27 protein-coding genes and 4 pseudogenes are annotated in these 25,583 nt (G+C 69.4%); 12 read left to right on the top strand and 19 right to left on the bottom strand.

Annotation, left to right across the window (positions count from 1 at the left end):
• The first annotated feature begins 69 nt into the window (after positions 1-69).
• The 5 genes from G3I71_RS22220 (at position 70) to G3I71_RS22190 (ending at position 4,881) form a co-directional block, all read left to right on the top strand.
• Positions 70-1,308, top strand: coding sequence for a PP2C family protein-serine/threonine phosphatase (locus tag G3I71_RS22220; protein WP_164316710.1), 1,239 nt, complete (start codon positions 70-72; stop codon positions 1,306-1,308).
• A gap of 253 nt (positions 1,309-1,561) precedes the next feature.
• Positions 1,562-1,843, top strand: coding sequence for a hypothetical protein (locus tag G3I71_RS51295; protein WP_239149289.1), 282 nt, complete (start codon positions 1,562-1,564; stop codon positions 1,841-1,843).
• A 64-nt stretch (positions 1,844-1,907) separates the two neighbouring features.
• The gene (locus G3I71_RS22200; protein ID WP_164316594.1) at positions 1,908-2,084 is read left to right on the top strand and encodes a CsbD family protein; all 177 of its coding nucleotides are present in this window, start codon (positions 1,908-1,910) and stop codon (positions 2,082-2,084) included.
• A gap of 101 nt (positions 2,085-2,185) precedes the next feature.
• On the top strand, positions 2,186-3,190 hold the full coding sequence (locus tag G3I71_RS22195) for a TIGR03885 family FMN-dependent LLM class oxidoreductase (protein ID WP_164316593.1): 1,005 nt from the start codon (positions 2,186-2,188) through the stop codon (positions 3,188-3,190).
• Positions 3,181-4,881: an alpha-amylase family protein gene (locus G3I71_RS22190; protein ID WP_164316592.1), complete on the top strand. Its 1,701-nt coding sequence runs from the start codon at positions 3,181-3,183 to the stop codon at positions 4,879-4,881. Before G3I71_RS22195 ends, G3I71_RS22190 begins: the two co-directional genes overlap by 10 nt.
• Before the next feature lie 30 nt (positions 4,882-4,911).
• Here the strand turns inward: G3I71_RS22190 and G3I71_RS22185 are convergent, their stop codons facing one another.
• From G3I71_RS22185 to G3I71_RS22155, 7 genes and pseudogenes are all read right to left on the bottom strand, one after another.
• Entirely contained in the window at positions 4,912-6,051 is a 1,140-nt protein-coding gene (locus G3I71_RS22185; protein WP_164316591.1) for an XdhC/CoxI family protein, read from the bottom strand.
• Between the two features lie 162 nt (positions 6,052-6,213).
• Positions 6,214-8,409 (bottom strand): xanthine dehydrogenase family protein molybdopterin-binding subunit, encoded by a 2,196-nt coding sequence (locus tag G3I71_RS22180; RefSeq protein WP_164316590.1) that lies wholly within the window; start codon positions 8,407-8,409, stop codon positions 6,214-6,216.
• Positions 8,406-9,386 (bottom strand): xanthine dehydrogenase family protein subunit M, encoded by a 981-nt coding sequence (locus G3I71_RS22175; RefSeq protein ID WP_164316589.1) that lies wholly within the window; start codon positions 9,384-9,386, stop codon positions 8,406-8,408. Before G3I71_RS22175 ends, G3I71_RS22180 begins: the two co-directional genes overlap by 4 nt.
• A gap of 13 nt (positions 9,387-9,399) precedes the next feature.
• Positions 9,400-10,050 (bottom strand): (2Fe-2S)-binding protein, encoded by a 651-nt coding sequence (locus tag G3I71_RS22170; RefSeq protein ID WP_164316588.1) that lies wholly within the window; start codon positions 10,048-10,050, stop codon positions 9,400-9,402.
• A gap of 273 nt (positions 10,051-10,323) precedes the next feature.
• Positions 10,324-10,851 carry a cyclophilin-like fold protein gene (locus G3I71_RS50375; protein WP_343243031.1) on the bottom strand — a complete coding sequence of 176 codons (528 nt, stop codon included), beginning with the start codon at positions 10,849-10,851 and terminating at the stop codon, positions 10,324-10,326.
• Positions 10,852-10,867: 16 nt separating this feature from the next.
• A pseudogene (locus tag G3I71_RS22160) lies at positions 10,868-11,173 on the bottom strand (dehydrogenase); the annotation flags it as partial.
• A 5-nt stretch (positions 11,174-11,178) separates the two neighbouring features.
• Positions 11,179-11,535: pseudogene (locus tag G3I71_RS22155) on the bottom strand (alcohol dehydrogenase catalytic domain-containing protein); the annotation flags it as partial.
• Between the two features lie 169 nt (positions 11,536-11,704).
• Between G3I71_RS22155 and G3I71_RS22150 the strand changes: the two are divergent.
• Entirely contained in the window at positions 11,705-12,583 is an 879-nt protein-coding gene (locus G3I71_RS22150; RefSeq protein ID WP_164316587.1) for a helix-turn-helix domain-containing protein, read from the top strand.
• 91 nt (positions 12,584-12,674) lie between these two features.
• Here G3I71_RS22150 and G3I71_RS22145 read toward each other — a convergent pair whose 3' ends face one another.
• Both G3I71_RS22145 and G3I71_RS22140 read right to left on the bottom strand, forming a co-directional pair.
• Complete coding sequence (locus tag G3I71_RS22145; RefSeq protein WP_164316709.1) at positions 12,675-13,619, bottom strand: Ig-like domain-containing protein; 945 nt, start codon at positions 13,617-13,619, stop codon at positions 12,675-12,677.
• Positions 13,620-14,330: 711 nt separating this feature from the next.
• Positions 14,331-14,777 carry an ATP-binding protein gene (locus G3I71_RS22140; protein ID WP_164316586.1) on the bottom strand — a complete coding sequence of 149 codons (447 nt, stop codon included), beginning with the start codon at positions 14,775-14,777 and terminating at the stop codon, positions 14,331-14,333.
• Between the two features lie 199 nt (positions 14,778-14,976).
• On the opposite strand from G3I71_RS22140, the pseudogene G3I71_RS22135 reads away from it, so the two are divergent.
• From G3I71_RS22135 to G3I71_RS52295, 5 genes and pseudogenes are all read left to right on the top strand, one after another.
• A pseudogene (locus tag G3I71_RS22135) lies at positions 14,977-15,138 on the top strand (alpha/beta fold hydrolase); the annotation flags it as partial.
• A gap of 1 nt (position 15,139) precedes the next feature.
• Entirely contained in the window at positions 15,140-15,469 is a 330-nt protein-coding gene (locus G3I71_RS22130; RefSeq protein ID WP_164316708.1) for an STAS domain-containing protein, read from the top strand.
• A gap of 13 nt (positions 15,470-15,482) precedes the next feature.
• A pseudogene (locus G3I71_RS52300) lies at positions 15,483-15,611 on the top strand (hypothetical protein); the annotation flags it as partial.
• Positions 15,612-15,910: 299 nt separating this feature from the next.
• Complete coding sequence (locus G3I71_RS22125; RefSeq protein ID WP_164316585.1) at positions 15,911-16,366, top strand: DUF5707 domain-containing protein; 456 nt, start codon at positions 15,911-15,913, stop codon at positions 16,364-16,366.
• Between the two features lie 19 nt (positions 16,367-16,385).
• A complete protein-coding gene (locus tag G3I71_RS52295) occupies positions 16,386-16,520 on the top strand; it encodes a hypothetical protein (protein WP_275409251.1) in 135 nt (44 codons plus the stop codon).
• Positions 16,521-16,655: 135 nt separating this feature from the next.
• Here G3I71_RS52295 and G3I71_RS22120 read toward each other — a convergent pair whose 3' ends face one another.
• From G3I71_RS22120 to G3I71_RS22090, 7 genes are all read right to left on the bottom strand, one after another.
• Positions 16,656-17,324 (bottom strand): response regulator transcription factor, encoded by a 669-nt coding sequence (locus G3I71_RS22120; RefSeq protein ID WP_164316584.1) that lies wholly within the window; start codon positions 17,322-17,324, stop codon positions 16,656-16,658.
• Positions 17,321-18,685, bottom strand: a complete 1,365-nt coding sequence (locus G3I71_RS22115; RefSeq protein ID WP_164316583.1) for a sensor histidine kinase — start codon at positions 18,683-18,685, stop codon at positions 17,321-17,323. Before G3I71_RS22115 ends, G3I71_RS22120 begins: the two co-directional genes overlap by 4 nt.
• A 27-nt stretch (positions 18,686-18,712) precedes the next feature.
• Positions 18,713-19,543, bottom strand: coding sequence for an ABC transporter permease (locus G3I71_RS22110; protein WP_164316582.1), 831 nt, complete (start codon positions 19,541-19,543; stop codon positions 18,713-18,715).
• Complete coding sequence (locus G3I71_RS22105; protein WP_164316581.1) at positions 19,543-20,472, bottom strand: ABC transporter ATP-binding protein; 930 nt, start codon at positions 20,470-20,472, stop codon at positions 19,543-19,545. The genes G3I71_RS22110 and G3I71_RS22105 overlap by 1 nt, the downstream gene beginning before the upstream one ends.
• Positions 20,473-20,825: 353 nt before the next feature.
• The gene (locus tag G3I71_RS22100) at positions 20,826-21,503 is read right to left on the bottom strand and encodes a polysaccharide deacetylase family protein (protein WP_164316580.1); all 678 of its coding nucleotides are present in this window, start codon (positions 21,501-21,503) and stop codon (positions 20,826-20,828) included.
• A gap of 2 nt (positions 21,504-21,505) precedes the next feature.
• A complete protein-coding gene (locus G3I71_RS22095; RefSeq protein ID WP_164316579.1) occupies positions 21,506-22,189 on the bottom strand; it encodes a glycoside hydrolase family 11 protein in 684 nt (227 codons plus the stop codon).
• 294 nt (positions 22,190-22,483) lie between these two features.
• Entirely contained in the window at positions 22,484-23,245 is a 762-nt protein-coding gene (locus G3I71_RS22090) for an alpha/beta fold hydrolase (protein ID WP_164316578.1), read from the bottom strand.
• Positions 23,246-23,309: 64 nt separating this feature from the next.
• On the opposite strand from G3I71_RS22090, the gene G3I71_RS22085 reads away from it, so the two are divergent.
• Positions 23,310-23,744 carry a MarR family winged helix-turn-helix transcriptional regulator gene (locus G3I71_RS22085; protein WP_164316577.1) on the top strand — a complete coding sequence of 145 codons (435 nt, stop codon included), beginning with the start codon at positions 23,310-23,312 and terminating at the stop codon, positions 23,742-23,744.
• A 148-nt stretch (positions 23,745-23,892) separates the two neighbouring features.
• On the opposite strand, the gene G3I71_RS22080 is transcribed toward G3I71_RS22085, so the two are convergent.
• Genes G3I71_RS22080 through G3I71_RS22070 form a run of 3 tightly spaced genes read right to left on the bottom strand, consistent with a single transcriptional unit; the run spans position 23,893 to position 25,452 of the window.
• Positions 23,893-24,708 (bottom strand): rod shape-determining protein, encoded by an 816-nt coding sequence (locus tag G3I71_RS22080; RefSeq protein ID WP_164316576.1) that lies wholly within the window; start codon positions 24,706-24,708, stop codon positions 23,893-23,895.
• Positions 24,705-25,079: a TraR/DksA C4-type zinc finger protein gene (locus G3I71_RS22075; RefSeq protein ID WP_164316575.1), complete on the bottom strand. Its 375-nt coding sequence runs from the start codon at positions 25,077-25,079 to the stop codon at positions 24,705-24,707. The genes G3I71_RS22080 and G3I71_RS22075 overlap by 4 nt, the downstream gene beginning before the upstream one ends.
• Positions 25,080-25,125: 46 nt before the next feature.
• A complete protein-coding gene (locus G3I71_RS22070) occupies positions 25,126-25,452 on the bottom strand; it encodes a TraR/DksA C4-type zinc finger protein (protein ID WP_164316574.1) in 327 nt (108 codons plus the stop codon).
• Positions 25,453-25,583: the final 131 nt, after the last annotated feature.

Genomic DNA, 25,583 nt, shown 5'->3' with positions numbered 1-25,583 from the left:
ACCGCAAGAGGGCCGGACGGCGGGCAGGCCTTTCGTCTTCCCGAAGACGAGAGTCGCCTGGGCAGCGCGATGACTCTGGCGGGGACGCTGGAGGCGGCGGAGGCCGCGGCGCCGGTGGAGTCGCTCGACGTGGTCGCGCGCATGCTCAAGGAGCACCTCGGGGCCGTGTCGGTGTCGTTCCTCATCACCGACTTCACCGGTAGCTCAGTCGTACGGCTGGGGGCGGCGGGCAGCGTCGATACCGACGAACCCGCCCGGCGGATCAAGCTGCGGGGCACCCTGTACGACGACGTCATCCGTACCCAGAGGCCGGGTGTGGAGGACAAGGGTGAGGGCGCGCTGGTGCGGGTCGTCGCCCCGGTGACCAACCGCGGGGACGCCATCGGGCTCCTCGAACTGTTCCTGCCAGTGGCGCCGGACGCGGAGGTGATGCGGGAGATCGGCGAGACCGCGCACGCGCTGGCGTACATCGTCATCGCCAACCGGTCCTACACCGACGTGTACCAGTGGGGCCGCCGCACCACTCCGCTGAGCCTGGCCGCGGAGATCCAGCACCGGCTGCTCCCGGATTCGCTGGCGTGCGAGGCCGCCCAGTTCGCGGTCGCCGGGGCGCTGGAACCGGCCGACCACGTCGGGGGCGACACCTTCGACTACGTCATCGACCGGGACAGTGTTCAGCTCTCCGTCACCGACGCCATGGGACACGACGTCGACGCCGCGCTGCTGGCCAGCCTCCTGGTGGGCGCCCTGCGGCGGGCGCGGCGAGCCGGTGCCGACCTCGCCGAACAGGCCCGCCAGGCCGACCAGGCCATGCACGAGCACGGCCGCCAGGGCTACGTCACCGGCCAACTCCTCCGTATCAGCCTGATCGATGGCAAGACCGAGTTCATCAACGCCGGGCACCCCTGGCCGCTGCGGATGAGAGACGGAGAGGTGCAGGAAATCACCCCGAAGATCGACACGCCGTTCGGCTTCCCCATCCCACATACCTACCAGGTCCAGTCGCTGGACCTGCGGCCGGGCGACCGACTGGTGATGCTGACCGACGGCATGCTGGAGCGCAACGCAGGCAGCCTCGATCTGGCCGACCTGATCATGCGCACCCGCGCGCTGCATCCACGCGAAGCCGCCCGCACCCTCATCGGGGCGATCGTCGACGCCAACGATGGCCACCTGCAGGACGACGCGACCGTCATGTGCCTGGACTGGCACGGCACCGTCAACTCCCATCGTGACGCGGCCACCGGAGCCGACCTCACCGACGCCTCACGAGCGTCCAGAACGGGACGGACCATCCCCGGGCGATGACCCGTCCGACCGCTTCCTGCAGCGGACTGCTCCACGGGCGGACAGATGCGCGGAGGCATCCACCTGTACGCCGACGGCGTCGCAGGTCGGGCTGGACGGATCCTTGCCGAACGTGAGACCTACTCCAGCTCCTCCGCCAACAGGTCCATCAGCAGCCCGTCGTGCCAGCTGCCGTCCGGGCCACGCTCGTACTGCCGCATGCCACTGATCATCGCCGACTTCGGATCCACTCGTCCAGGGAGTAAGGGGATGGGTGCGGACCTCCCTTGGCCTGCTCAAGTCCCTGCGCCTGCGTCGGCCCGGCGAGAAGCTGTACGTCGTCCTGGACAGCTTCTCGCCGCACAAGTACGCCGACGAGCTCGAGCCAGGGCTCCCGCCACGCGAGATCTTCCTGCTGTGGCAGGCACACCGCACCCACTCCCCACTCGCGGCACGGGCGACGGAGCAGTCCTGCCGGCACCCAGGTCAGCCGTCGATCGGTACACAGCCAACAGTCCGCATGACGCAATTTTTGCGAGCCCGGAGACCTGTTTGAGAGAGGAATCTCAGGCGACACGGTGGAAGGAAGGTTCTTTCGAGCGAGACAGGAGTGAGTGACTGTGGCTGCGGACGAAAAGGGCAAGGCCAAGGGCGAGCAGGCCAAGGGCAAGGTCAAGAAGGTGGTCGGCGGTGCCGTGGGCAACGAGTCTCTGAAGGCCAAGGGAGAGGCCGAGGAGACCAAGGGAGACCTGCGTGCCGCCAAGGAGAAGGCCAAGGACGCGATCAAGCCCAAGTAGGCGCACGTCCACCGATCCCGGCAGCCCGCCTCCCGCGGGCTGCCGGGATCAGCGCTGTGGCGTCACTGCTGAGGATCAATCGCGGGGGTACCCGCCGGAACATGACTGTCTACGGATTGCACGCCTCGCACGAACAGATCCCGCCCGCGGGCCTGCTCGACGCCGTGGTGCACGCCGAACGCGCGGGATTCACCGCCGCCATGTGTTCGGATCACTTCTCACCCTGGAGCGTCCGTCAAGGAGAGTCGGGATTCGCCTGGTCCTGGCTCGGAGCCGCCCTCCAGGCCACCGACCGGATGCCGTTCGGCGTGGTGAACGCGCCGGGGCAGCGCTACCACCCCGCGATCGTCGCCCAGGCGATCGCCGGCCTCGCGTCGATGTATCCGGGCAGGTTCTGGGCGGCGCTCGGCAGCGGTGAGGCCTCCAACGAGCACATCACCGGGGCCCCCTGGCCGCGCAAGGATCTGCGCAACGCACGCCTTCGGGAATGCGTCGACATCATCCGCGCACTGCTGGCAGGGGAGGAGGTCAGCCACGACGGACTGGTGACCGTGGACAGGGCCCGGCTGTGGACGCTGCCGGCCGAAGTGCCGCCGCTCGTCGGAGCCGCGTGCAGCACGGCCACCGCCGCCTGGTGCGCCGAGTGGGCGGACGGCCTCATCACGGTCAACGCCCCGCCGGAACGGCTGCGGGAGATCGCCGACGCCTATCGCGACGCGGGTGGCCACGGGCCCCTGCATCTCCAGGTACACCTGAGCTGGGCACCCGACGAGGACCATGCCCTGGCGCTGGCACACGACCAGTGGCGGACCAACGTGCATACGCCTCCGGTCAGTTGGGACCTGGACTCCGTGGAACTGTTCGACATCGTCAGCGAGCACGTCACGCCCGGACAGGTGGCGGGCACGGTCAACGTCTCGTCCGACCTAGGCCGCCACACCGCATGGCTCCAGGAATACGCCGACCTCGGGTTCGACACCGTGATGCTCCACCACGTGGGCCGTGAACAGGCCGCGTTCATCGACACGTTCGGTGCCGAGGTACTGCCCCAGCTCGACGTCACCCGCCCGCTTCCCGCCACGGCCAAGGAGTACCGATGCGTCTGACCCGTACATCCGACCTGTGGTGGAAGAACGCGGTGGTGTACTGCCTCGACGTCGAGACGTACCAGGACGGCAACGGCGACGGGATCGGCGACTTCGCGGGTCTCACCCAGCGCATCGACCATCTGGTGCGCCTCGGTGTGACCTGCGTGTGGCTGATGCCCTTCTACCCGACACGGGAACGCGACGACGGATACGACATCACCGACTTCTACGGTGTCGACCCCCGCCTGGGCACCCTCGGTGACTTCACCGAGTTCGTCCGCACGGCCAAGGACCGCGGCATCCGCGTGATCGCCGACCTCGTGGTCAACCACACCTCCGAGGAGCATCCCTGGTTCCATGACGCCCGCTCCGGCCGGGACTCGGCCCACCGCGACTGGTACGTCTGGCAGGACGAGCCTCCCGAGGACAGCCCCGAAGGCGTGGTCTTCCCCGACGCGGAGGACAGCCTGTGGGAGTACGACGAGGGCAGCGGCCAGTACTACCTGCACCGTTTCTACAAGGAGCAGCCCGACCTCAACGTCGCCAACCCCGAAGTACGGGACGAGATAGCCCGCATCATGGGCTTCTGGACACAGCTCGGACTGTCCGGGTTCCGGGTGGACGCGGTGCCCTTCCTGCTGGAGACGGACGGCCAGGACGACGCCGGCGAGCTGCCGGACCCGCACGAGTACCTCGCGGACCTGCGCGCCTTCCTCGGCCGCCGCAACGGCGAGTCGGTACTGCTCGGCGAGGTGAACCTGCCCTACGGCGACCTCGTCCGGTTCTTCGGCGACCCCGACTCGGACCGAGGTGACGAACTCACCATGTGCTTCGACTTCGTCGGGATGCAGCAGATGTACCTGTCGATGGCGCGCGAGGAGGCGGGGCCGCTGGCCGCCTCGCTGCGTGATCGTCCGGCCGCCCCGCGCGACGCCCACTGGGCCACGTTCGTACGCAACCACGACGAACTCACCCTCGACAAACTGAGCGACGACGAACGCGCCGAGGTCTTCGCCGCCTTCGGCCCGGACAAGGATATGCAGCTGTACGACCGGGGGCTGCGCCGCAGGCTGCCTCCCATGGTCGACGGTGACCGGCGCCGCATCGAACTCGCCTACAGCCTCCTCTTCACCCTGCCGGGCACCCCCGTGCTCTTCTACGGCGAGGAGATCGGCATGGGCGAGAACCTGGCCGCCGAGGGCCGCCAGGCGGTACGCACCCCCATGCAGTGGACCCCGCAGGAAGGCGCCGGATACTCCACCGCAGCGCCGGACACCTTCCCCAACCCGCTGGTGGAGGGCGCGTTCGCACCGCAGAAGGTGAACGTGTACGAGCAGAGCCGCGACCCCGGCTCGCTCCTCAGCCGCATACGGCTGTTCGTCGAGCGCTACCGGGAGGCTCCCGAACTGGCCTGGGGCGAGTACCGCCTGGTGGAGACGGGGGAGCGCGCCGTGCTCGCCCACATCAGCTGTACCCCGGACGGGAGGGTCCTGGCCCTGCACAACTTCGCGGGCCGCCCCCTCACCGTACGACTGCGGCTCCCGGAGACCGGACCCGGTGACAGGCTGACCGACCTCCTCGCCGAAGACCACGCCGGTCTCACGGTGTCCGACGACGGCCTGCTCGGCGTCGAACTGCCCGCCTACGGGTACCGGTGGCTCCGCGCCGGGACCCCGGCCGACGATCCGGAGAGGGTTGCCGCAGGCTGAGAGTCCCAGCGGGGGCTCTCCCCTGCTCACTCACCTGACCAGGACCGACTCCCTGGGCCGGGGTGGCCGGTGGATCGGGCCGGTGACCCGGGCCAGGGGCCGGCCCGTGCCCTGGTTGACCTCGGCGATGATCTCCGCGGTGATGGAGACGGCCGTCTCCTCGGGCGTGCGGGCTCCGAGGTCGAGGCCGATCGGTGAGCGCAGCCTGGCCAGTTGTTCTCCGGACACGCCGGCTTCGCGCAGGAGTCGCAGGCGTTCCTCGTGGGTACGCCGGGAGCCCATCGCCCCCACGTAGGCGACGGGCAGGTCGAGGGCCTGTCGTAGGAGAGGGATGTCGAACTTGACGTCGTGGGTGAGGACGCAGACGGCGGTACGGGCGTCCACCTCGGTTCGTTCCAGGTACCGGTGGGGCCATTCGACGATCACTTCGTCCGCGTGCGGGAAGCGTGCGGTGGTGGCGAAGACGGGGCGGGCGTCGCAGACGGTGACCCGGTAGCCGAGGAAGCGCCCGGCCCGGCTGAGGGCCGCGGCGAAGTCGACGGCGCCGAAGATCAGCATGCGGGGGCGGGTGGCCGCCACGTGGACGAGGACGGACAGGTGCTCCGGGCACCCGTCCCCGGACCCGCCGATGTCGACGCGGGTGGTGCGGCCGGCCCGCAGCAGGGCCCTGGCCCGGTCGGCGACCGCCCGGTCGGCCGGCCCGCCGTCCACGCGTCCGTAGGCCGCACGGCCGCCGCCGAGCACGCTCAAGGTTGAACCGAGGAGGTGCTCCGGGCCGTCCACGACCTGTGCCACGGCGACCGGACGCCCTTGAACGATCTCCGTGAGGGCGGCCGTGAGGTGTGGCTGTGCCGTGGGATCGATGCGCTGGACGAGGACGTCGAGTTCGCCGCCGCAGGTGAGGCCGACGGCGAAGGCGTCGTCGTCGGAGTATCCGAACCAGGCCCGCTGCGGAGTGCCCCGGTCGTGCAGCACCTGCCGGCACAGTTCGTAGACGGCGCCCTCGACGCAGCCGCCGGAGATGCTGCCGACGGCGTTGCCGTCGGCGTCCACCGCGACCGAGGTGCCGACCGGCAGGGGTGCGCTGCCGCGGACGTCGACGACCGTGGCGAGAGCGAAGGGGCGGGATTCGTCGCACCAGCGGTGCAGTGTGTCCGCGATGTTCAGCATGGGCGGCTCTCCACAGTGGGACCAGAATCGGAAGGTGAGCGGGCCGCCGCCGTGCCCCGGGGGAGTGTCGACGCGCGGCGGCGGCCCTGGGAGGTCCGGCGGCCCGACGGGGGCAGGCCGCCGGACGTGCGGTGTGCACCCCGCCTGCCGGAAGTGCTCAGCTCAGAGCAACGCCTCGGCGGTGATGGGCAGTTCGCGGACACGGCGGCCGGTGGCGTTGAAGACCGCGTTGGCGATGGCGGGCGCCACGCCGATCATCACGAGCTCACCGAGGCCCTTGACGCCGAGCGGGTCGGCCTCGCGGTCCTCTCCGTCGAGGTAGATCGCCTTGAGGTCGGGGACGTCGGCGTTGACGGGGACGAGGTAGTCGGCGAGGTTCGCGTTGACGATTCGGCCGTCGCGGTGGTCGGTGACGGTGTGTTCGAGGAGGGCCGTGCCGATGCCGCCGACCATGCCGCCGAGGGCCTGACTGTCGGCGAGCTTGGGGCTGATGATGCGCCCCGCGTCGTACACGCCCAGTACGCGCCGCACCCGGACCAGGCCGAGCGTCGCGTCCACGGCCACCTCGGCGAACGTCGCGTTGTAACCGTAGAAGGAGTGCCGTTCGGGTCCCGACGGCGGGGCGAAGGAGCCGTCCGCTGTGAGGTGGGTGCGGTCGTTGCGGACGAGCAGTCGCCGGTACGTCTCCCCGCGCGTGGGGTCGTTCTTCACGTGCAGTCGGCCGGCCCGGACCACCACGTCGTCGGCCGCCACCCCGTGCAGCGGTGATGCGCGGTCCTCCACGGCCAGCTTGATCGCCTGACGGCGGACCTGGTTGCAGGCGTCGAGGACGGCGGAACCGACGCTCGCCATGGTCATGGAGCCGCCGTGCGGCGGGGTCGGAGGGTAGAGCGAGTCGCCGAGCCGGAAGGTGACCGTGCGCATGGTCAGTCCGAGGGCGTCGGCGGCGACCTGGGTCTGGGAGGTGTAGGTTCCGGGGCCCATGTCGGTGGCGGCGGCCTCGACCACGGCGCTGCCGTCGGCGTCCAGGCGGGCTCGGGCCTGGGCCGGCATGCGCGCGGTGTCGTAGACGCCGGCGGCCATGCCCCTGCCGATGAGCCAGTCCCCGTCACGCGTCGAGCGGGGCCTGGGATTGCGGCGGTGCCAGCCGAACTCGCGGGCGCCGACGGTGTAGCACTCCCGCAGTCGGCGGGTGGAGAACGGCAGGTTGCTGGACTCGTCCTCGTTCGGTTCGTTGCGCCGGCGCAACTCGATCGGGTCCATGCCGAGTTGGTGGGCGAGTTCGTCCATGGCCGACTCGATGACGAAGGAGGCCGTATGAAAGCCGGGGCCGCGCATGTACAGCGGAGTGGGCAGGTCCAGGGGCACCGTCCGATAGGCCTGGCTCACGGCGGGCATGCTGTAGAGCATCTGCCCGGCCGCCAGGATGCCCTCGGTGAACGTCTCGTACGACGACGTCTCGGCATCCAACTCGTGTACTGCAGCCGTCAGTTGGCCGCGCCGGTCGCTGCCCAGGCGCAGGTGGTACTCGTACGAGGGCCGGAAACCCGTCCCGAGGTACATCTGTTTGCGGCTCAGAACGAGCTTGACCGGACGTTTCGTCTCGCGGGCGGCCAGTGCGGCGACCACCACATGCGGCCAGCAGCGCAGCGCGGTGCCGAAGCCGCCCCCGACGAACGGCGATATGACGCGCACCGCATCCGTCTCCAGGCCGAACACCGCCGCGAGTTCGGTCTGCGTGCCCACGACCCACTGGGTCTTGTCCCACACGGTGAGCTTGCCGCGGTCCCAGCGGGCGATGGTGGCGTGCGGTTCCATCGGGTTGTGGTGGTTGCGCGCGGTGCGGTACGTCAGGTCCAGCTGTACGGCGGCGTCGCGCAGGCCCGCCTCTGCGTCGCCGCGCGCGTATCGGATCGCCTCGTCGGGCTCGGCGTTGGTGAGGTCGGTGGAGGGCTGTTCGGCGTCGTAGCCGACCTCGACCAGGCTCGCGCCGTGCTGGGCGGCCTCCAGAGTGGTCGCGATGACGACGGCGATGGGCTGGCCGTGGAAGAGGACCTTGTCGTCCTGGAAGACCCGCAGCCGTCGGCCCGCCGGGTTGTTCGACCCTGGGTTGTCGCGGTAGGGCAGCGTCGGCGCGTTGAAGTGGTGGATGACCTTCAGTACGCCGGGCTGGGCCTCGGCGGTGCCGGTTTCGAGGGACGTGACGCGTCCGAGGCCGATGCTCGCGTCGACGATGACGGCATGTATCGCCCCGGCGACGTCGTGCTCGGCGGCGTACAGGGCCTTACCGGTGACCTTCAGCCGGCCGTCCACACGGGACAGCGGTGCGCCGACGGTTGCCTGCGGCTGCGGGCTCACTTCGTACCTCCTACGATGCGCAGCTGGCGCTCGACGGTCCGCTTCAGCAACTCGACCTTGAAGCGGTTGTGCTGAAGGGGACGGGCGCCGTCCGCGGCCTTCTCGGCGGCGGCTGCCCACAGGGCGCCCGAGGGGCGCTCGCCGATGAGATGTCGCTCGACTGCCGGGAGCTTCCAGGGCACGGTGCCCACACCGCCGACGGCGACCTTCGCCGCCCGGATCAGCCCGCCGCGCACATGCAGCGCGACGGCCGCCGAGGTCAGGGCGAACTCGTACGACTGCCTGTCCCGCACTTTCAGATAGCCGGACTTCAGCGGACGCGGCAGCGCCGGGATCTCCACCGCCGTGATCAACTCCCCTTGCCTGATGGCCTGTTCGCGTTGAGGAGTGTTGCCCGGACGCAGCAGGAAGTCGGTGAAGGGGACCTGGCGCTTCCCGTCCGGTCCGAGCAGGTGCACTCGCGCGTCCAGGGCCGCGAAGGCGACGGCGGCGTCGGAGGGATGGGTGGCCACGCAGGCATCCGAGGTCCCGAGGATCGCGTGAGTCCGGTTGACACCCTCCAGCGCGGCACAACCGGAGCCGGGTTCGCGCCTGTTGCAGGCTGCGGTCACATCCCGGAAGTACGTGCAGCGGGTGCGTTGCATGATGTTCCCGCCGATGGTCGCCATGTTGCGGAGTTGGGCCGAAGCGCTCAGCTCCAGTGCCTGTGAGACGACGGGATACAGGGTCCGCACCTTCGGGTGGGCGGCGGCCTCGGCCATGGTCACCAGGGCGCCGATGCGCAGACCCCCGCGCTCGGTGGCGGTGACCTCGTGCAGGGGCAGGCCGGAGATGTCGACCAAGGAGTCCGGGCGCTCGACCGTCTCGCGCATCAGGTCGACGAGGGTGGTGCCTCCGGCGATGTAACGACCGCCCTGGCGACCGGCGTTGACGGCCTCGCGGATGTCGGAGACACGGGTGTAGGCGAAGGGGTGCATGAAGGGCCGCTCCTTACTTCCGGCCCGCGATCTGCTCGACCGCGCGCACGATCTTGACGTAGCAGCCGCAGCGGCAGATGTTGCCGCTCATCCACTCCCGGATCTCCTCCGGCGAACCGGTATGACCCTCCTGGATGCAGCCGACGCCGGACAGGATCTGCCCCGGCGTGCAGTACCCGCACTGGAATGCGTCCTCGTCGATGAACGCCTGCTGCAGCGGGTGCAGTTGATCCCCCGCGGACAGACCTTCGATGGTGGTGACCTCGGCGCCTTCCAGCCGAACGGCCAGCGTCAGGCAGGAGTTGACGCGCCGCCCGTCGACCAGCACCGTGCACGCACCACAGGCACCCGCGTTGCAGCCCTTCTTCGAACCGGTGAGGCCGAGGTGCTCGCGCAGCAGGTCCAGCATCGACGTCCGGTTGTCGACGGTCACGGTCCGGCGGGTGCCGTTGACCGTCAGGGAGACCCGGCTTGACGGTGGCCCCTCGGCGGCCGTGGCCTCTTCCTGGCCGACGAGGGAGGTCCCTCTGATCACGGCGCCTGCGACGACTGCGCCACCGACCGCGGTACTGGTGGCGATGAAGGTGCGCCGACTGGGCACCGAGGGGGACTCGCTGGATCCGGTGGGGGATGGGACGGCAGATTCAGGGAGTTCAGTAGACATACGTACGCCTTCGTATCGCGGACGGATCGGCCGTACTCGACAGCGGGACGGGAGTCGGGATCTTCGCCACCGCGGGGAACCGGGCCATTTGGCATCGCGCGCCTTGGCCGCGGCGACTGGTCCCACGGGAAGTCTTGCACCACCGGCACCACTCGTGGCAGGGAGACATTCCTCCCCCCTTGAGGTCCGGCAGGAGCGACTTGACGGCATGACCAGGAGCGACCTTCGCGCGCGGCGAAGGCAGGACAGAGCTGTCCGTAACGCCCGAGCTCCTCAGGGAGCGGCTTCGACGCTGATCTCCCCGGCGCCGGCGAGCTGCTCGGTGCCGCCGCCGTCGGTCATCTGCCCGATGGGGATCAGTCCGGTGGCGTAGGGGGCGTCGCGGTAGTAGGTGGCCAGAGTGCCCCAGGGCGCGTAGTACGCCAGGTCACCGGCCTTGGGGTCGCTTCCCTCCGGGGCGCCGGAGGTGGACAGCCGACGGGGCAGGTCGGCGGTCTTCTCGGTCTGGTTGAAGTCGCGCAGGGACAGGGCGAGGGGGAGCTGGGCGGCGAAGTCACGGGCGGTGGCGCTGTCGTTGAGGGTGGCGTCGATGCGGTGGCCGTCGATGGTGAGGCGGATGTTCATGGCGGTGGTCCTGCCGGACGTTGTGAACGGTGTGGTGGCGGCCGGGGCTGTCGAGGTCTGCGGTGATACGGGCTTCGAGGAGGAGGACGGGGAAGCGTCGGTGCAGGAGGTCACGACCAGCAGAACGGTGGCGGCCGGGACCATGCGGGCGAGGGCGCGAAGAGGTGCCGGGTTCACGAGGTCGTCCAGGGGATCAGTCGGGCAGGGGCTCGGAGTAGTGCCGGAAGCCGTCCCGCTGCTGGTGGATGTCGAGCAGGCGCTGTGCGAGGGCGTCGGGGCTGCTGTGCTCGGCGTCGGGCCGGACGGCTCCGGGGATGATCAGCTGGGCGACGTGGATGTTCTGCGGGGCGAGCGTGTCGTGGAGCATGCGGGCGTACGCGCTCTCGGCGGCGAAGGCGATGGAGGTGCCGGCGACGTCCGGGTTGGGGCGTACGGCGCTGGAGCCGTTGACGAACAGCAGGGTGCCGCGGCCGAGGGCGCGCATACCGGGCAGAACGGCGTTCACATGCGCACGTAGTCGGCCTGGCAGGTGCTCATGAACTCGCGGTGCAGACAGTTGGACTGCCAGCCGCCCAGGCAGTTGGCGCAGGTGTTGTCCGAGGTGGCGAACGAGCCGACCACGAACTGGCCCGGCTTGACGTTGGTGACCTCGCTGCCGGTCTCCTCGACGATGCCGACGTATTCGTGCCCCATCGGGTGCGGGTCGCCGATGGGTTCCGCGCCGCGGTAGGGCCACAGGTCCGAGCCGCACACACAGGTGGCGACCGTGCGGATCACCGCGTCGGTCGACTGGAGGATCTTCGGATCGGCCAGGTTCTCGAAGCGCACGTCGCCGGGGGCGTGGATGACTGCTCCGCGCATGGTGGAACTTCCTTCGCTGCGAGGATCGGGGTACGCAGCCAGGTCAGGAACGGCTGCTCACTGTCGAGCCTCACACCTGAAGGCAGGCGCGAAAAGCGGAGAGATCCATCCTGGGAGGAGAACATCCAGGGAGGAAACTCTCCCCCCTTTCCTGTGAGCGATCGATGTCATGCTGGGAAGCATGACCAGCAACGTTCCCCTCAATGAGCTGGGAGAATTCCTCAAGAAACGCCGCTCGGAGCTGAGCCCGCGCACGGTCGGCCTGCCGGAGACGGACAGGCCCCGCCGGGTGGCCGGGCTGCGCCGCGAGGAGGTCGCCCAGCTCGCCAGCATCAGCACCGACTACTACACCCGTCTCGAACAGGGCCGTATGCAGGCGTCGGCGCCCGTGCTGGACGTCCTCGCCCAGGTGTTCCACCTGGACGACGACGAGCGCGGCTACCTCTTCCAGCTCGCGGGCAGGACCACCACCCGCACCCGGCGGCCCAGCAGGCAGAAGGTCCAGCCGCAGTTGCAGCGCGTCCTGGACGACCTCACCGCCACCCCGGCAATCGTGCAGGGCCGGCGCGGAGACATCCTCGCCTGGAACGCGCTGGCCGCCGCACTGGTCACCGACTTCTCCCGGCTCCCGGAGAAGCACCGCAACTATCCCCGGATCCAGTTCACCGATCCGGCCATGCGCACCCTGTACGCCGACTGGGAGGTCTCGGCCCAGATCTCCGTGGCCCAACTGCGGATGGAGGCCGCGAAGTATCCCGAGGACCCGCGTCTGATCGAGCTGGTAGGTGAACTGTCCATGCGGGACAAGCAGTTCGCCCGGTGGTGGGGCGATCACCGCGTGGCCGCGCGCACCGTGGGCACGAAGACCCTGAACCATCCGGTGGTCGGCGAACTCGTCCTGGACTGGGACACGCTCACCGCCAACACCGATCCCGACCAGAACCTGACCGTCTGGACGGCCGCGCCCGGTTCCGCCACCCACGATCGGCTGCGAATCCTCGCCTCCTGGGCGGCCGACCAGTCCCTGTCGGCGTCGCAATCACGGTAGCGGCCGGGGGTACGCCTGGTCCGTGTCGGCAACGATCGACACACGGGCCCGCGGCACCGGGCGAAGCCCCCTTCCTCGCCACCGCAACGCATCACAGTGTCGCGGTCGTAGCCTCCCCGGAGGCGCTGCCCGCGAGCCACTGGGCCCATCCCAGGTTGAAGTCGGCGTAGCCGTTGTCGGCCGAGGCCTTGGCACGGGGTGAGCCGGTGACGGTTATGGGATCGCCCTGCTTGACCTGGTCGTAGAACCACTTGGCGTCCGACATGGACAGGTGGACGCAGCCGTGCGAGCCGCGGGCGCTGCCGCTGCCCGGGTTCGGGTCGCCGGTCGAGTAGTGCACGTAGGTGCCGGACTGGGTCAGATGGACGTCCCAGGGCAGCGTCAGGTCGTAGTAGTCGGGGCTGCCCTTGTCGCAGCTGATTCCGACGCTGCAGGAGGTCATGTGGACCTTCTCCTGCTTGTCGATGACGGCCATCGTGCCGTTCCACGTCGGATACTCGGCGCTGCCCGCGTTGATCGACAAGGTGCGCACCGGCGCGCCGTTCCGGGTCACCTTCATGGTGTGGCCGGTCACCGAGACATCGGCGCGCACGTCGTCACCGATCTTGAAGGTGTGCGTGTAGCCGTGTACGCCGAAACGGCCGTCGCCGTTGCTGACGCCCTTCATGTCGGCGTCGATCTTCACTGTCGTGCCGGAGGGCCAGTACGTCTTGGGACGCCAGTCGGCGCGCTGGTCCCCGAACCAGTGCCAGGCACCGGCCACCGGCTGTGAGGCGCTCACCTTCATGTGCTTCTCGACCGTGGCCCGTGCCTTGGCCGCCACCGGGTTCGTGAAGACCACCGAGATCGGCATGGCCACGCCTACCGTGGTTCCCGTCTGTGGGGTGATCGTCTCCAGCAGCATCGGCGGGCCCGCGGGCTTCGTCGGTGACGGAGACGAGCTCGCCGTGGGGTTTCCCGAGGCCTTCGCGTCGTCACCGCTCGCCTTGTCACTGCCGCCCCCGCCTCCGCCGCAGGCACTCGCGCCCACCAGCATCACGCCCGTGACGAGTGCGATCCCTATGCTGCCCTTGCGCCGTCGCACGACATGCCCCGCTCTCTAGCTCTTCGGCCCTGATGGGCCCGACGCACTGTGAGACAGCGACGGGGTGGACCGCAGTTGCGTGTGCCGCGTAAAACGTGTCTCAAACCTCGGTGCCCTGAGTCGGAGGCGACGCGAACCCGCCCCCACCACTCACGCGGTGTGGGTCAGGTGTCGCAGACGGAGCTGATCCGGTCGCTCCAACCCGAGGACTCGGAGGGCGTCATCGACGGTGCTGTTGTAATTGAACTCACCGTGGTCGTACACGCGCGCGTAATAGCCAGAGGCTTTTCTCTGCTCGCTTCCGTCGCGCACTGGTTGGCAACCGTCTCCAGCGTTCCGGTCTGCTCGATCACCGGGACGTATGCCCCAGAGAGCGTCTGGAGCCTTCGTCCATGGGAGCCGCGCTGAGAGCACAGCCGCCCTTCAAAGAAGTCGTGGCTCCCGCGTCGAGAACTGTGCGGGATCCGCACTCCATCGTGATCGGAATCGACCACGTACCCTCGGCACGTCAGCGTCCTGCCATGCCGAGGGCTGCCGATCAGGGGTCGCCGGGTCGCCACGGCGGAGTCATCGACCACGAGTTCGTGTACGCATTCCACGGCACCGTCGATAAGACGACGACGATGGCTCGCCGCCGGTGCGTCAAGCCGGTGCCGGTAGGCCTTAGCCGACGGGTCTGGGCAGGAGCAGGTGAGCGACGATCTGCTTGCCGGTCTCCAGGCCGATGGTGTTCAGCTGGTCGCACAGACGGGTGACCAACTGCAGGCCGTGCCCGCCGACGCGACGGACGTCGTATGCGCGCAGTTCGGGCCACCGAGGGGAGCTGTCCCGCACGGTGATGCGCAGAAGGGCTGCGTCGGGTGTGACCTCCAGCGCCAGACCGCCCGGACCGGGTGCGTGGCGCATCGCGTTGGTGACCAGCTCACTGACGACGAGCTGGGCGTCCTGGCTCGGTCGGTGGTCAGGGTCGTGGCCGGCATCGGCCAGGAGCGTGCGCACTGCCGCTCGGGAGTCCGCGAGCGACGCGTCTGTCGTGTCCCAGGCGGCGCTGTACCGCAGGGCCTTGGGTTCCTGTTCCTCCGATGCCCGGGTTTTACGTGGGATGACCATAGAACTCTTCCCGTGGATCGTTTTTCTTCATCGCGGGTTGTCGCTGTCGTGTAATTTCGCCTACCCGCTGTCGGCCTGTTCATGGGCATGCCGTGCCCGCTTCGATTCGGCCGCCCGGCTCGGTGAGGGCGCTGTGCGGGTCGCGCAACCAGTGGGCAGCCTCGGCGGAGGGGCGAGCGGTACCTGGAAGACTGGCCGGATGGATATCAGCCGCAGGAACAATGTCAACGTCATCGGCAACCCCCAGGGGCCGACGGTGGTGCTGGCTCACGGGTTCGGCTGCGATCAGAACATGTGGCGGCTGACGGTGCCGGCTCTCGTCGAGGACTACCGAGTGGTGCTGTTCGACTACGTGGGTTCGGCTGAAGATCACCACCCGAGACGCCGTCACCGGTCCCGTTCTGGAGATCACCGGTGAACTCGACCACACCAGTGCACCCGAACTACGTGAGCTGCTCACCACGCTCACCCTCCAGCCGGGCCAGCGCCTCATCCTTGACCTGGCCGGCATGGAATTCTGCGACTCGAGCGGACTCACCAGCCTGATCGCGGCACGCAACCATGCCCAAGCTGCCCAGTCGGACATCGCTCTGGCAGCGGTCCCTGCCCACACCCTGCGGGTACTGCGCATCGTGGGCCTCGACCAGATCTTTCCTATCCACCCCGACAGCCACTCCGCTGCTCGGTCCTGACTCCGGCGGCGTTGTGCACCTGTGGTGGATGGCCATCGCCGTGCTGGTGCTGGTGCTGGTGCTGTGGCAGCTGGGCTTCGCGATGCGCTCCACCTCCACCTCCAGCACCGCCGGCGGCCGTGGCCGCTGGTACCGATGGTGATCACACCCCCTTGTGGCCCCTGCCGTTTTGACGGCAGGGCCCCACAATCAGGTCCGTCGCGTGTGCACATGAGTTGCATCGGTCCGGCTGAAGGACTCTCCGAGAGGTAGGGGGAGGTGAGTTGCGGGCTGCCGGTCTGCCTGCCTCGCGTCTTCGTCCTCACGGCCGAACGGCCGCTACTCAGGCTGGAGTTGAGTACGTGCGCTCATACCTGGCGCCTGCCGCCCGGCCAGGATTGGGGCAACGGCGCGGACAGGAGCGCCGGTCCGATCCTGCTGAGTCTGTTGGGGGAATTTCTCATGGCGCGTCGTGTCGTTCTGGCCGTGGCTGCTGGTGTCGTCGTCCTCGGTGGTGCCGGGGCCTTTGCTCTCGCCCATGCCGGGGAGCAGCCTCTTTCGGTGGCGCACAGCGCCGCCCGTTACGCGGCTCCTGTCGGTGACCGTGCCGGCTCGTTGACCTTCACCACTGAGGTCACGGCGTCCGCCGGTGTCAAGGGCGTGAAGGTCCTGGCGTGGCCGTCGAATTCGTCCTTCTTCGCCAAGCAGGGGCTGACCGCCAAGGACATGGCTTCCGTGGAGTCGGCCGTGTGCAAGCCGTCGGGTGGGGACACCGTGCGCTGCACCTACACGGTTCCGGTGACCCGAGCCGACGTCGAGTCGTCCGAGCGTGGTGTGTGGCACGTCGCCGTCCTGGCCACCGCGAAGGACGGCGACACGAAGCTGGTCACCGAGGCCGCCGACTTCACCGTTGCATGATCCGCTGCGCAGGTGACGGATGCCGGTCGACGGTGAGGAGTTCGAGGTCGGCCGGCCGGACAACAGCCCGGGAACCCACCCCTTCACCTGGCCGGCCGACCCCGACCCGACCGGCGAGCCGGTCTCCGAGGTGCCTGCCCGCCCGTCCCGGTAGGTGACGGGCGGGCCGGGTCTTCGGCTCCGGGTACGACTTCGCCTCCAGCCTGTGCGCGGACTGCGCGGACTGTGCGGGCTTCGGGGCGAGTTGTCACCTGCCCGGCGTCATCACCTTCAACAGGCGTTTCCCGAACTAGGGTCTGGCCCGGACGGGTCCGGCGTCGTACGCCATGATCACGGCCTGGACGCGGTCGCGCGCCCCGATCTTGGCGAGGACCCGGCCGACGTGCTTCTTCACCGTGGACTCGGTGAGGACGAGCCGTTCGGCGATCTCGGTGTTCGTCCAGCCCTGGCCGATGGCGACCAGGACCTCCCGTTCTCGGTCACTGAGCGTCCGCAGCCGGGGATCCTCGGCCGAGGGGACACCGGGCGGCGCGAGCACCTGGTGGGCGTAGGCGTCCAGGAGGCGCCGGGTCAGGCTCGGGGCCACGACGGCGTCGCCGGTCGCCACCGCGTGGATGCCCGCGATGAGTTCCTCGGGGCGGGCGTCCTTGAGCAGGAAGCCGCTGGCGCCGGACCGCAGTCCTTCGTAGGCGTACTCGTCGAGGTCGAAGGTGGTCACGATGAGGACGCGGGTACGGCCGCCGGATGCAATGATCCGGCGGGTGGCCTCCAAACCGTCCATGCCGGGCATGCGGATGTCCATGAGGACGACGTCGGGGCGGAGTTCCGCGGCCAGGCGGACGGCCTCGGCCCCGTGTTCGGCCTCGCCGACCGGGGTCAGGCCGGGAGTGCCCTCCAGGAGCATGCGGAACCCCATGCGTTGCAGGGGCTGGTCGTCGGCGATCAGTACGGTGGTCACGGCAGCTGCTCTCCCGATGCCGACAGAGCGGGCGTGGAGGGCACGTCGAGTACGACGTCCACGATCCAGCCGGGCCCGGCGTCGAGGGGACCGGCGGCGACGTCACCGCCGTACATGGCTGCCCGCTGCCGGATACCGACCAGGCCGTGGCCGGGATCGACGCCGGTCCGCGGCCCCGGCTCCTCGCGTGCGGGGAACCCCGGTGGTGCTCCGGTGTCGGTGACCCGGATCCGCAGCCGGCCGGCCGCTGCGGCCACGGCGACCTCGGCGGTGGAGGCCGGACCGGCGTGTTTGAGCGTGTTGGTCAACGCCTCCTGGACGATGCGGTAGACGGTGAGCTGCACGCCGCTGCCGAGAGAGTCGAGCGCACCCTCGGTCCGGTAGGTCACCCTCAGCCCCGCCGCGCGGACCCGCGTCAGGAGGGGATCCAGGTCATGGATGCCCGGCTGCGGACCCAGCAGCCGTTCGTGCTCCTGCTCCTGGCGCAGTACGCCCAGCACACGCCGCAGTTCGCCCATGGCCTGGCGCCCGGTGTCGCCGAGGATGCGCAGCGCCTCGGCGGACTGCTCGCCCCGGTTGGCGGCGAGGACGGCGGCGCCGTCGGCGACGCTGACCATGACGGAGAGGTTGTGGCCGACGATGTCGTGCATCTCCCGGGCGACCCGGGCGCGTTCGGCGGCGGCGGTCAGCTGGACGCGTTGGTCGCGCTCGATCTCCAGGCGGGCGGCGCGGTCCTCCAGCGCGGCCAGGTACATACGGCGGATGCGCAGGGTCAGTCCGACGGCCACGGCCGCTGTCGCCGTGCCCAACAGGAAGAACAGCCCGAGCAGCGGGCGCTCGATCTGTGTCAGGAAGCAGACCGCCGAGGTGAGACTGACGAAGGTGAGCGCGACGGCCCAGCCCAGGACGCGCAGGGAACCGCACACAGCCAGCGTGTACAGGGTGACGAGAGCACTGATGCCGGCTTGCTGCCAGACACCCAGCGACCACTGGACCATGGACACCAGCATGATCACGAAGAAGGCGACGGCCGGTGCCCGGCGGCGCCACCACAGCGGCACGATGAGCGCGGTGGCGAAGAGACACAGGACGGCGGTCGGAAGGTGACCGTGGCTGCTCGCTTCCCCGAAGGGCCCGTTGCTGCCGGGGGAGAGCAGGTCTGGCAGGCTGACGAGGCCGACGACCAGTACCACCGCGGTGTCGAGCAGCCACGGATGGCGTACGTCCAGTTCCCGATGGCGGCTCTGCCCGCGCAGCAGACGGCCCAGGAGTGGGTGCGCCCAGGCGTCGTCGAGCCCGGAGGACGGCGGGAGCGTCCTCCGGGCGGTCGGCGCGGCGGCTGCCGCGCGCTGTGGACTCATGGACCTCATTGTCGCTGGTTTCGCAGCTCAGACGTCGGTCCGGACCAGGCGGAAGGCGGCGCCGGCGAGAGTCAGGGCCACCCAGCCGGCGAAGACCGCGAGTCCCGCCCCGGGCGACAGGGAGTCGGAGGACTGCTGCAGTGCGTAGACGGCCGAGCCCGCGTTGCTGGGGAAGTAGGGGTTGATGTTGTCGTACAGCGAGTCGGGCAGCAGCGAGGCGAGGCCGGGGAGGATGAGGAGAATACCGACGAGAGCGGCGATGGCTCCGGCGGAGGAACGCAGCAGCATCCCCAGCGCCACGCCGAACACGGCCACCAGGCCGAGGTAGACGCCGGCGCCGGCCAGGCTGCGCAGCACACCGTCGTCACTCAGGGACAGCGCGATCTTCTCGCCGTCCAGACCCAGCGTGCCCAGCTGGAACGCCGCCAGCGCGGCGATCATGGTGAGGATCAGTGCGATCGGCCCGATCACGGCGCTCTTCGCCCACAGCACGGGCAGCCGGCGCGGCACCGCGGCGAGGGTGGAGCGGATCATGCCGGTGCTGTACTCGCCCGCGGAGAGCAGCACGCCGAGCACGCCCACGGCCAGCGACGCGAAGGTCACGCCGGTCAGGGCCAGACTCACCGCGTCACTGATGCCGGAGCTCGGCCCGGGCCCCTGATTCGTGGCGGCGTCCGGACTGTAGGTGGCGGACGCGATCGCGCCGAAGGCGATCAGCAGGACCACGCCGACGGTCAACGTGATCCAACTCGACCGCAGCGTCCAGAACTTGGCCCATTCCGAGCGCAGCACCCGGCGACTGGTCACCTTGTGAACAGGCGTGCCGGAGATCTCCGGGGCGAGGGTGGTGGAGGTCATCAGGCGGCCTTTCGCTCGGAGTCGGCGGGAGCGCTCTGGTACTCCACGGCGTCGTGGGTGAGTTCCATGAAGGCCGTCTCCAAGGAGACTGTCTGCGGGGTGAGTTCGTACAGCGCCACCCCGTGCTGAGCGGCGATCACCCCGATCTCCCGGGCGTCACGTCCTACGACCACCAGTTCCTCGGCGGCGGAGGAGCTGATCGTGACCTCCGGGCCGGCCAGCAGCGAACGCAGTTTCACGGCTTCGGTGGTGGCGACCTTCACGCCGGAGCCGCCTGCCTCCCGGGTGAAGTCGTCGACCGTGGTGTCCGCGAGCAGCCGGCCCCGTCCGATGATCACCAGGTGGTCGGCGATCAGCGCGGTCTCGCTCATCAGGTGCGAGGAGAGCATCACGGCGCGGCCCTCGTCGGCCAGGCCGCGCAGGAGGTTGCGTACCCACAGCACGCCCTCGGGGTCGAGGCCGTTGACGGGTTCGTCGAGCATGACGATGGCCGGGTCGCCGAGCAGGGCCGAGGCGATGCCGAGCCGCTGGCCCATGCCCAGGGAGAAGGCCCCCACCCGTTTGCCGGCCACGCTGGTCAGCCCGGCCAGCTCGATGACCTCGTCGACCCGGCGGCGGGAAATGCCGTGGGTGTGCGCGAGCGCCATCAGATGGTTGAAGGCGGTACGGCCTGGGTGCACGGATTTGGCCTCCAGCAGGGTGCCGATCTCCTGGAGCGGAGCGGCGTGCCTGGCGTAGGACTTGCCGTTGACCGTGACCGAGCCGGCGGTGGGTGAGTCCAACCCGATGATCATGCGCATGGTCGTGGACTTGCCCGCACCGTTGGGGCCCAGGAAGCCCGTCACCTCGCCCGGTTTGACGATGAAGCTCAGGTGGTCGACGACCGTCTTGTCGCCGTACCGCTTGGTGAGCTCACGTGCTTCGATCATGGGCGGGCCCTTCTCGCTTCGAACTCGGCCGCGGCGCGGCATCTGCGTTCGAAGTTACGGGCGCCGCGGCCCGGTTCTCTGGGACCACAGGGGAGTCTTCGGTAACCGGGTGGTACCGCGGTACCAGTCGGGCAGCGCCTGCCTCCTCCTTGTGGCCCATGGCGTCGTGGCTCCGCCGACCGCCGGTCAGGATGGTCGGGGTGGTCACCGGCGGGTGGCGGTCGGCGATTTCAGGGCGCTGGAAATGGTCGCGGAGCGCGGGAGCGGAGAGGGTGGGCATACAGGAGGTGGCGCGGCAGCTGTGGGCTGCCGCGCCACCGGGTGCGGGGTACCGCTGTACTCGGAGGAGTCGGCTACGGGGCTACGGCGCGGCCGGTCGCCGGGGAGATCTTCCCGGCGCACAGGCCGCGGCCGGTCAGGCCCTGCGCGATGCGTGGAACCGCGGCGAGCGTGTTCGCGGACCAGTCGTGCATGAGGATGACCTGTCCGTTGGTGAGCCGGGCGGCGGCCTGCACGATCGCGTCGGTACTGGCGCCGTTCCAGTCCTGTGAGTCGACGTCCCAGATGATCTGGGTCAGACCGTACTTGGCGGCGACCGCCTTCACCGTCGCGTTGGTCTCGCCGTACGGCGGTCGGAAGAGCACCGGAGTGCCGCCGCCCGCGTTGGCGATGGCCTGCTGGGTCCGGGAGATCTCCGAGTCGATCTGTGACTGGGCGAGCTGGGTCAGATGCGGGTGGGTGTAGCTGTGGTTGCCGACCCACATGCCGGCGTTCACCTGGGCTCGGACCAGGGCCGGGTTGGCGGCGGCGTACTGGCCCTGGTTGAACATCGTGGCCCGCAGCCCGTTCCGTGTGAGGGCGCTCAGCAGGGCCGTCGTGTTGGTGGACGGGCCGTCGTCGAAGGTGAGCCCGACATATCCGTTGCAGGCGGCGGCCTGCGCCGGGGCGGCGGGGTGGCCGGCGGGGACGGTGGCGGCGGCCAGAGCGGCGGCGGCCAGTAACGGGAGACGCCTTGCTTTCATGAGGGTCATGGCTAGCCCACCGTGATGTTGGAGTTGCCGCTGCTGTGGTAACCCTCGGTGGCGAGGATCATGTAGTAGTTGAAGCCGCCCAGGGGCATTCCGGCGCGGGCCCAGGCGTCGAAGTGGTTGCCGGTGGTGATGGTGCCGCCGGTCCGTTTCGACTGCCGGACGCTCCAGTACTGGTTGAAGGTGCGGGTGCCTTCCACGGACGGGGCGTTGTAGCGGGTCGTCTGGTAGATGTCGTACGTACCGCCGTCGCTGGTGACCGTGCCCTTGTATGTTCCCGTGGGCCGGTAGGTGCCCCAGTTGTCGACGATGTAGTACTCGACGAGCGGGTTCGACGTCCAGCCGTACAGTGCCAGGTAGGCGTTCCCGGACGGGTTGAAGCTGCCCGAGTAACTCACGGTCCTGCGTGAGCCGTTGCTCCAGCCCTTGCCGGCCACGAAGTTCCCGGAGTTGCTCCATGCGGTGCTGTAGTTGCCGCCGGAGTTGAGCGTCATGGAGACGGTGCCGGGGGCGTCGGTCCAGAACGAGTAGTAGTAGCCGTTGTTGGTGCCGGTCTGGTTGGTGGTGACGACCGTGGCGGCCTGTGCGGTGCCGGGCAGGGTCAGTGCGGCCACGGCGACCAGCAGCATGGTGCAGATGCCACTGATGAGAAGCCTGAGCCGGGATGCGGGTGCGGGTGCCTTGTTCATGTGCGTGTTTCCTCCTCGTCCTCGTGGGACCGATGGGAGCTGCTGAACACGCGACAGTGTTGGCCGGGTCACGTCAGGTGTCAATAGTTTCGGTTTTCACCTCGAAACATTCGAAAATGCTGACAGCTGCACCTGGGGGCAGTAATTCCTGTTCAGCGGGATAAATGGCTCGCTCGATGAAGGTGAAGGTGACTCGAATTGACGTGTCTCCGGAGTCCGGAGTAAATGCTCCAGACCCATTTTTTCGAATGTTTCGAATGGCTTGCCGATCTCGATGTGTGACCTGAACGCTCCTCAGTTGCGCCCGGTCTCGGCGGCGAAGGCGTCGAGCAGGGCGAAGGTGCGCGAGGGCTGTTCGAGATGGGGCAAGTGGCCTGCTTCCGCCACGACTTCGAAGCGGGCGTTCGCGAACGACGCGGCGTACTCCTTGCCGTAGGCCGGGGTCACGATGCGGTCGCTCTCGCCCCACACGGCGAGAGTGGGAACGGTGACGGCCGCGAGGCGGGGGCGGAGGGCGGGGTCGCTCATGGCGGGGCCGCCGGAGAAGACGCGCAGTGCTGCCATGTTGGCCTGCATGACGGCGAGTCGCTCGGCCGGGAGCGTTGCCGGGTCGATGTAGAACCGCTCGGAGTCGTGGAAGGCGTACTCGGCGACGCCCCGCGCGTCGAGGCTGAAGAAGTCCCGGATCGGTTCGCCGTCGACCTCGATGCCGGCCGAGTTCAGCAGGGCGATCCCACTGATCAGGCCCTCCGTGTCGGCCGTGGCCAGTTCGGCGGCGATCCAGCCGCCGAGCGAGGAGCCGATGACCAGGACGTCGGACAGATGGCGGTCGCGGAGCAGGTGCAGGTAGGCGGCGGCGAGGTCGGCCACGGTGGTGAAGCGGTCAGACCTGGGGGTGCCGTTCCAGCCCGGGTGGGTGGGCAGCAGGGTATGGGCCGTCGTGCTGAAGTGTTCGGCGATCGGGGTGACGGTGGCGGGGCCACCGCCGCCGTGCAGCACGAGGACGGGGCGGCCGGTGGCGGGGCCGGATTCGGTGAGTGTCAGTTCCGAAGTCATGGCCAGGACTGTAACTAAAGATATTTATATAAGCAAGCTTAGTCATCGTGTTAGTCTGCTGGGCATGCCCGTTGAACTGCAGATCCTCGGCAAGGCCGTGAAGGCCGCCCAGTACCGCCAGCACCGAGCGCTCGACAGCCGCCTCGCGTCGATCGGCAGCACGCTCGCACAGTGGGACGCGCTACGCGCGATCGCCCGCACGCCCGGCGCCAGCGCCCGGGAGCTGGCGGTGTCGACATTCCAGAGCGAGCAGGCGTTCGGCACGCTCGCCGGCCGACTGGTGGCACAGGGGCTGGTGGACCGGCGCCCCGGGCACGGCCGACGGTTCGAGCATCACCTCACCCCTGATGGGGAGCGGGTGCTGAAGGCGGGCCACGAGGTGGCGAACTCGGTGCTGGCGGAGTGCTTCGAAACTCTGGCGGAGACGGAACGCGAGGCACTTCTTGGACTCCTGCGGAAGATGGAGGCACTGCCCGAGGACGAGAACAGCCCCGGGTAAGACCTGGAGTGGATGGAGAAGGCCTTCCACATCGTGCGGATACCGGGCCCCACCGGCGCCGCGTCAGGTTCCGCGCCTCAACGGTCCGGTACGAGTAGGTCACCGACGTCTGCTTCGCCTCCGTGGCAGGGGCGCGGCAGCTGCGCGGTCAGTCCGCCCTGCCACCCTCAGTCCTCAGCCCTGGGTGGGTGTGGGCGGCCTGGAGGAGTTTCGCGGCGCCGCGGACCGCTGCGGTGTGCGGGGCGGGGACAGTCTGGACGGGAGCGTGCAGTTGCCCGGTGAGGCGGTAGGTGAGGTCGGGTCGTAGCGCGCCCCCGCCGGCGAGGAGTGCGCCCCGCTGGAGGGCGTCGAGCGTCTGGGCCGTGGTGTCCTGGTCCAGCATGGCGGTCACCATCGCGACGACCGCTTCGGCGATCCGCGCGGGCGGCGTGCGACTGTCCAGGTCGGTGGTGCCCAGGGCGGTGTGGCGGGCGTCGGTCACCGCGCCGTCGGTGAGAAGCGTGACCTCGGTGAGGTGCGCACCGATGTCGACGACGAGCAGGGGGTGGGTCAGGTCGGCGTCCACGGCCATGGCCACGGCGCGCGCGGTGGGGACGGTCAGTACCGCGTGCGGGCGCAGGACCTCGACCGCGGTGCGGGCCGTGGCCCGGTAGGCGACTCCGCCCAGCGCCGGTGTGGTCAGGATGAGCAGAGGCCGGCCGAAACGGGGCAGCCGCCGGCCGAGCAGCCGATGGAGCATCCGGGCGGTTCCGGGAGCGTCGACAATGGTGCCGCGCTGGACGGGGTGTGTGCCGCCGACGCCAGGGAAGGTCACTGTGGGCACATCGAGGATCCCCCGCCGCCCGGACGTCCAGGCGCGGGTGCGGGCGCTGCCCAGATCCAGGGCGATGCCGGTGCACTGCCGGCACCGGGGCCACGAGCGGTGCCGGGCGGCCGGGGCACGGGGACCGGGTGCGGTGGTCACCGACCCGCCTCCCTGACCTGCTGGCAGCGGGCGCAGTAGCGGGCCTGCGGCACGATCATCAGCCGTTCGCGGGCGATGGGCCCGCGGCACAGGTGACAGGTGCCGTAGCTGTTGTGGTCCATGCGGGTGAGAGCGGCTTCGACGTCGTCGAGGACCATGCGGGCGGAGGCGGCGAGCTTCACGCGGACCTCGATCTGGGAAGCGGCCTGCCGGTCGAGAAGCGCGTCGGCGCGCGTCGTGGCGGCGGCAGAGAGCTGCTGCAGCTGTTCCCGGCGGAACAGACGTTGTTCGTGCAGGTTGTCGCGCAGTGCGGCGAAGTCCTCGATCGACAGAATGGCGTCGCGGTCGTCGACGGTCTGGTGGTTCACCAAGTCACCCCCTGGGCAGGGCGGAGAAGGGAAGGCGGACGGGCGTTCGTCAGGCGGCGTCGCGCTGGCAGGGGACACAGAACGGTGTGTAGGGCAGGATCTCCAGGCGCTCGACCGGGATCGGGCCCGAGCAGTTGCGGCAGACGCCGTAACTGCCGTCCTGGACCCGGGTGATGGCGGCCTCCACCTCGGTGAGGACTCGCCGGATGGTGTCTTTCTGCGTGGACATCATCTGTTCCTCCGCGGCAGGCCCGGCCTCGCCGATCGCCCGCAACTGGGTGAGGCGGGAGGCGCGTTCGTGTTCGAGGCGCTGGAGGGCTTCGTGGGCCGTCAGCCGCTCACGACGGGTTTCGGTCCGGGGCGTATCGAGCGACATGGCGGTCCTACCTTCTTGGTGGGTTCGAACTGGTCATTCGTAAGATCGGTGGGGCTCAGGGGCTCCGGGTATGGCTGTCATGGTTGAGCCGATGAAATGGCTTAAGGAACATGGCCGCCCGGAGCCCCGCG

The sequence above is a fragment of the Streptomyces sp. SID12501 genome (genome assembly GCF_010550245.1).
In the GTDB taxonomy this organism is placed as follows: domain Bacteria; phylum Actinomycetota; class Actinomycetes; order Streptomycetales; family Streptomycetaceae; genus Streptomyces.
The sequence above is the reverse complement of the archived record's forward strand: the minus strand, read 5'-3'. Positions and strand labels throughout refer to the sequence as shown.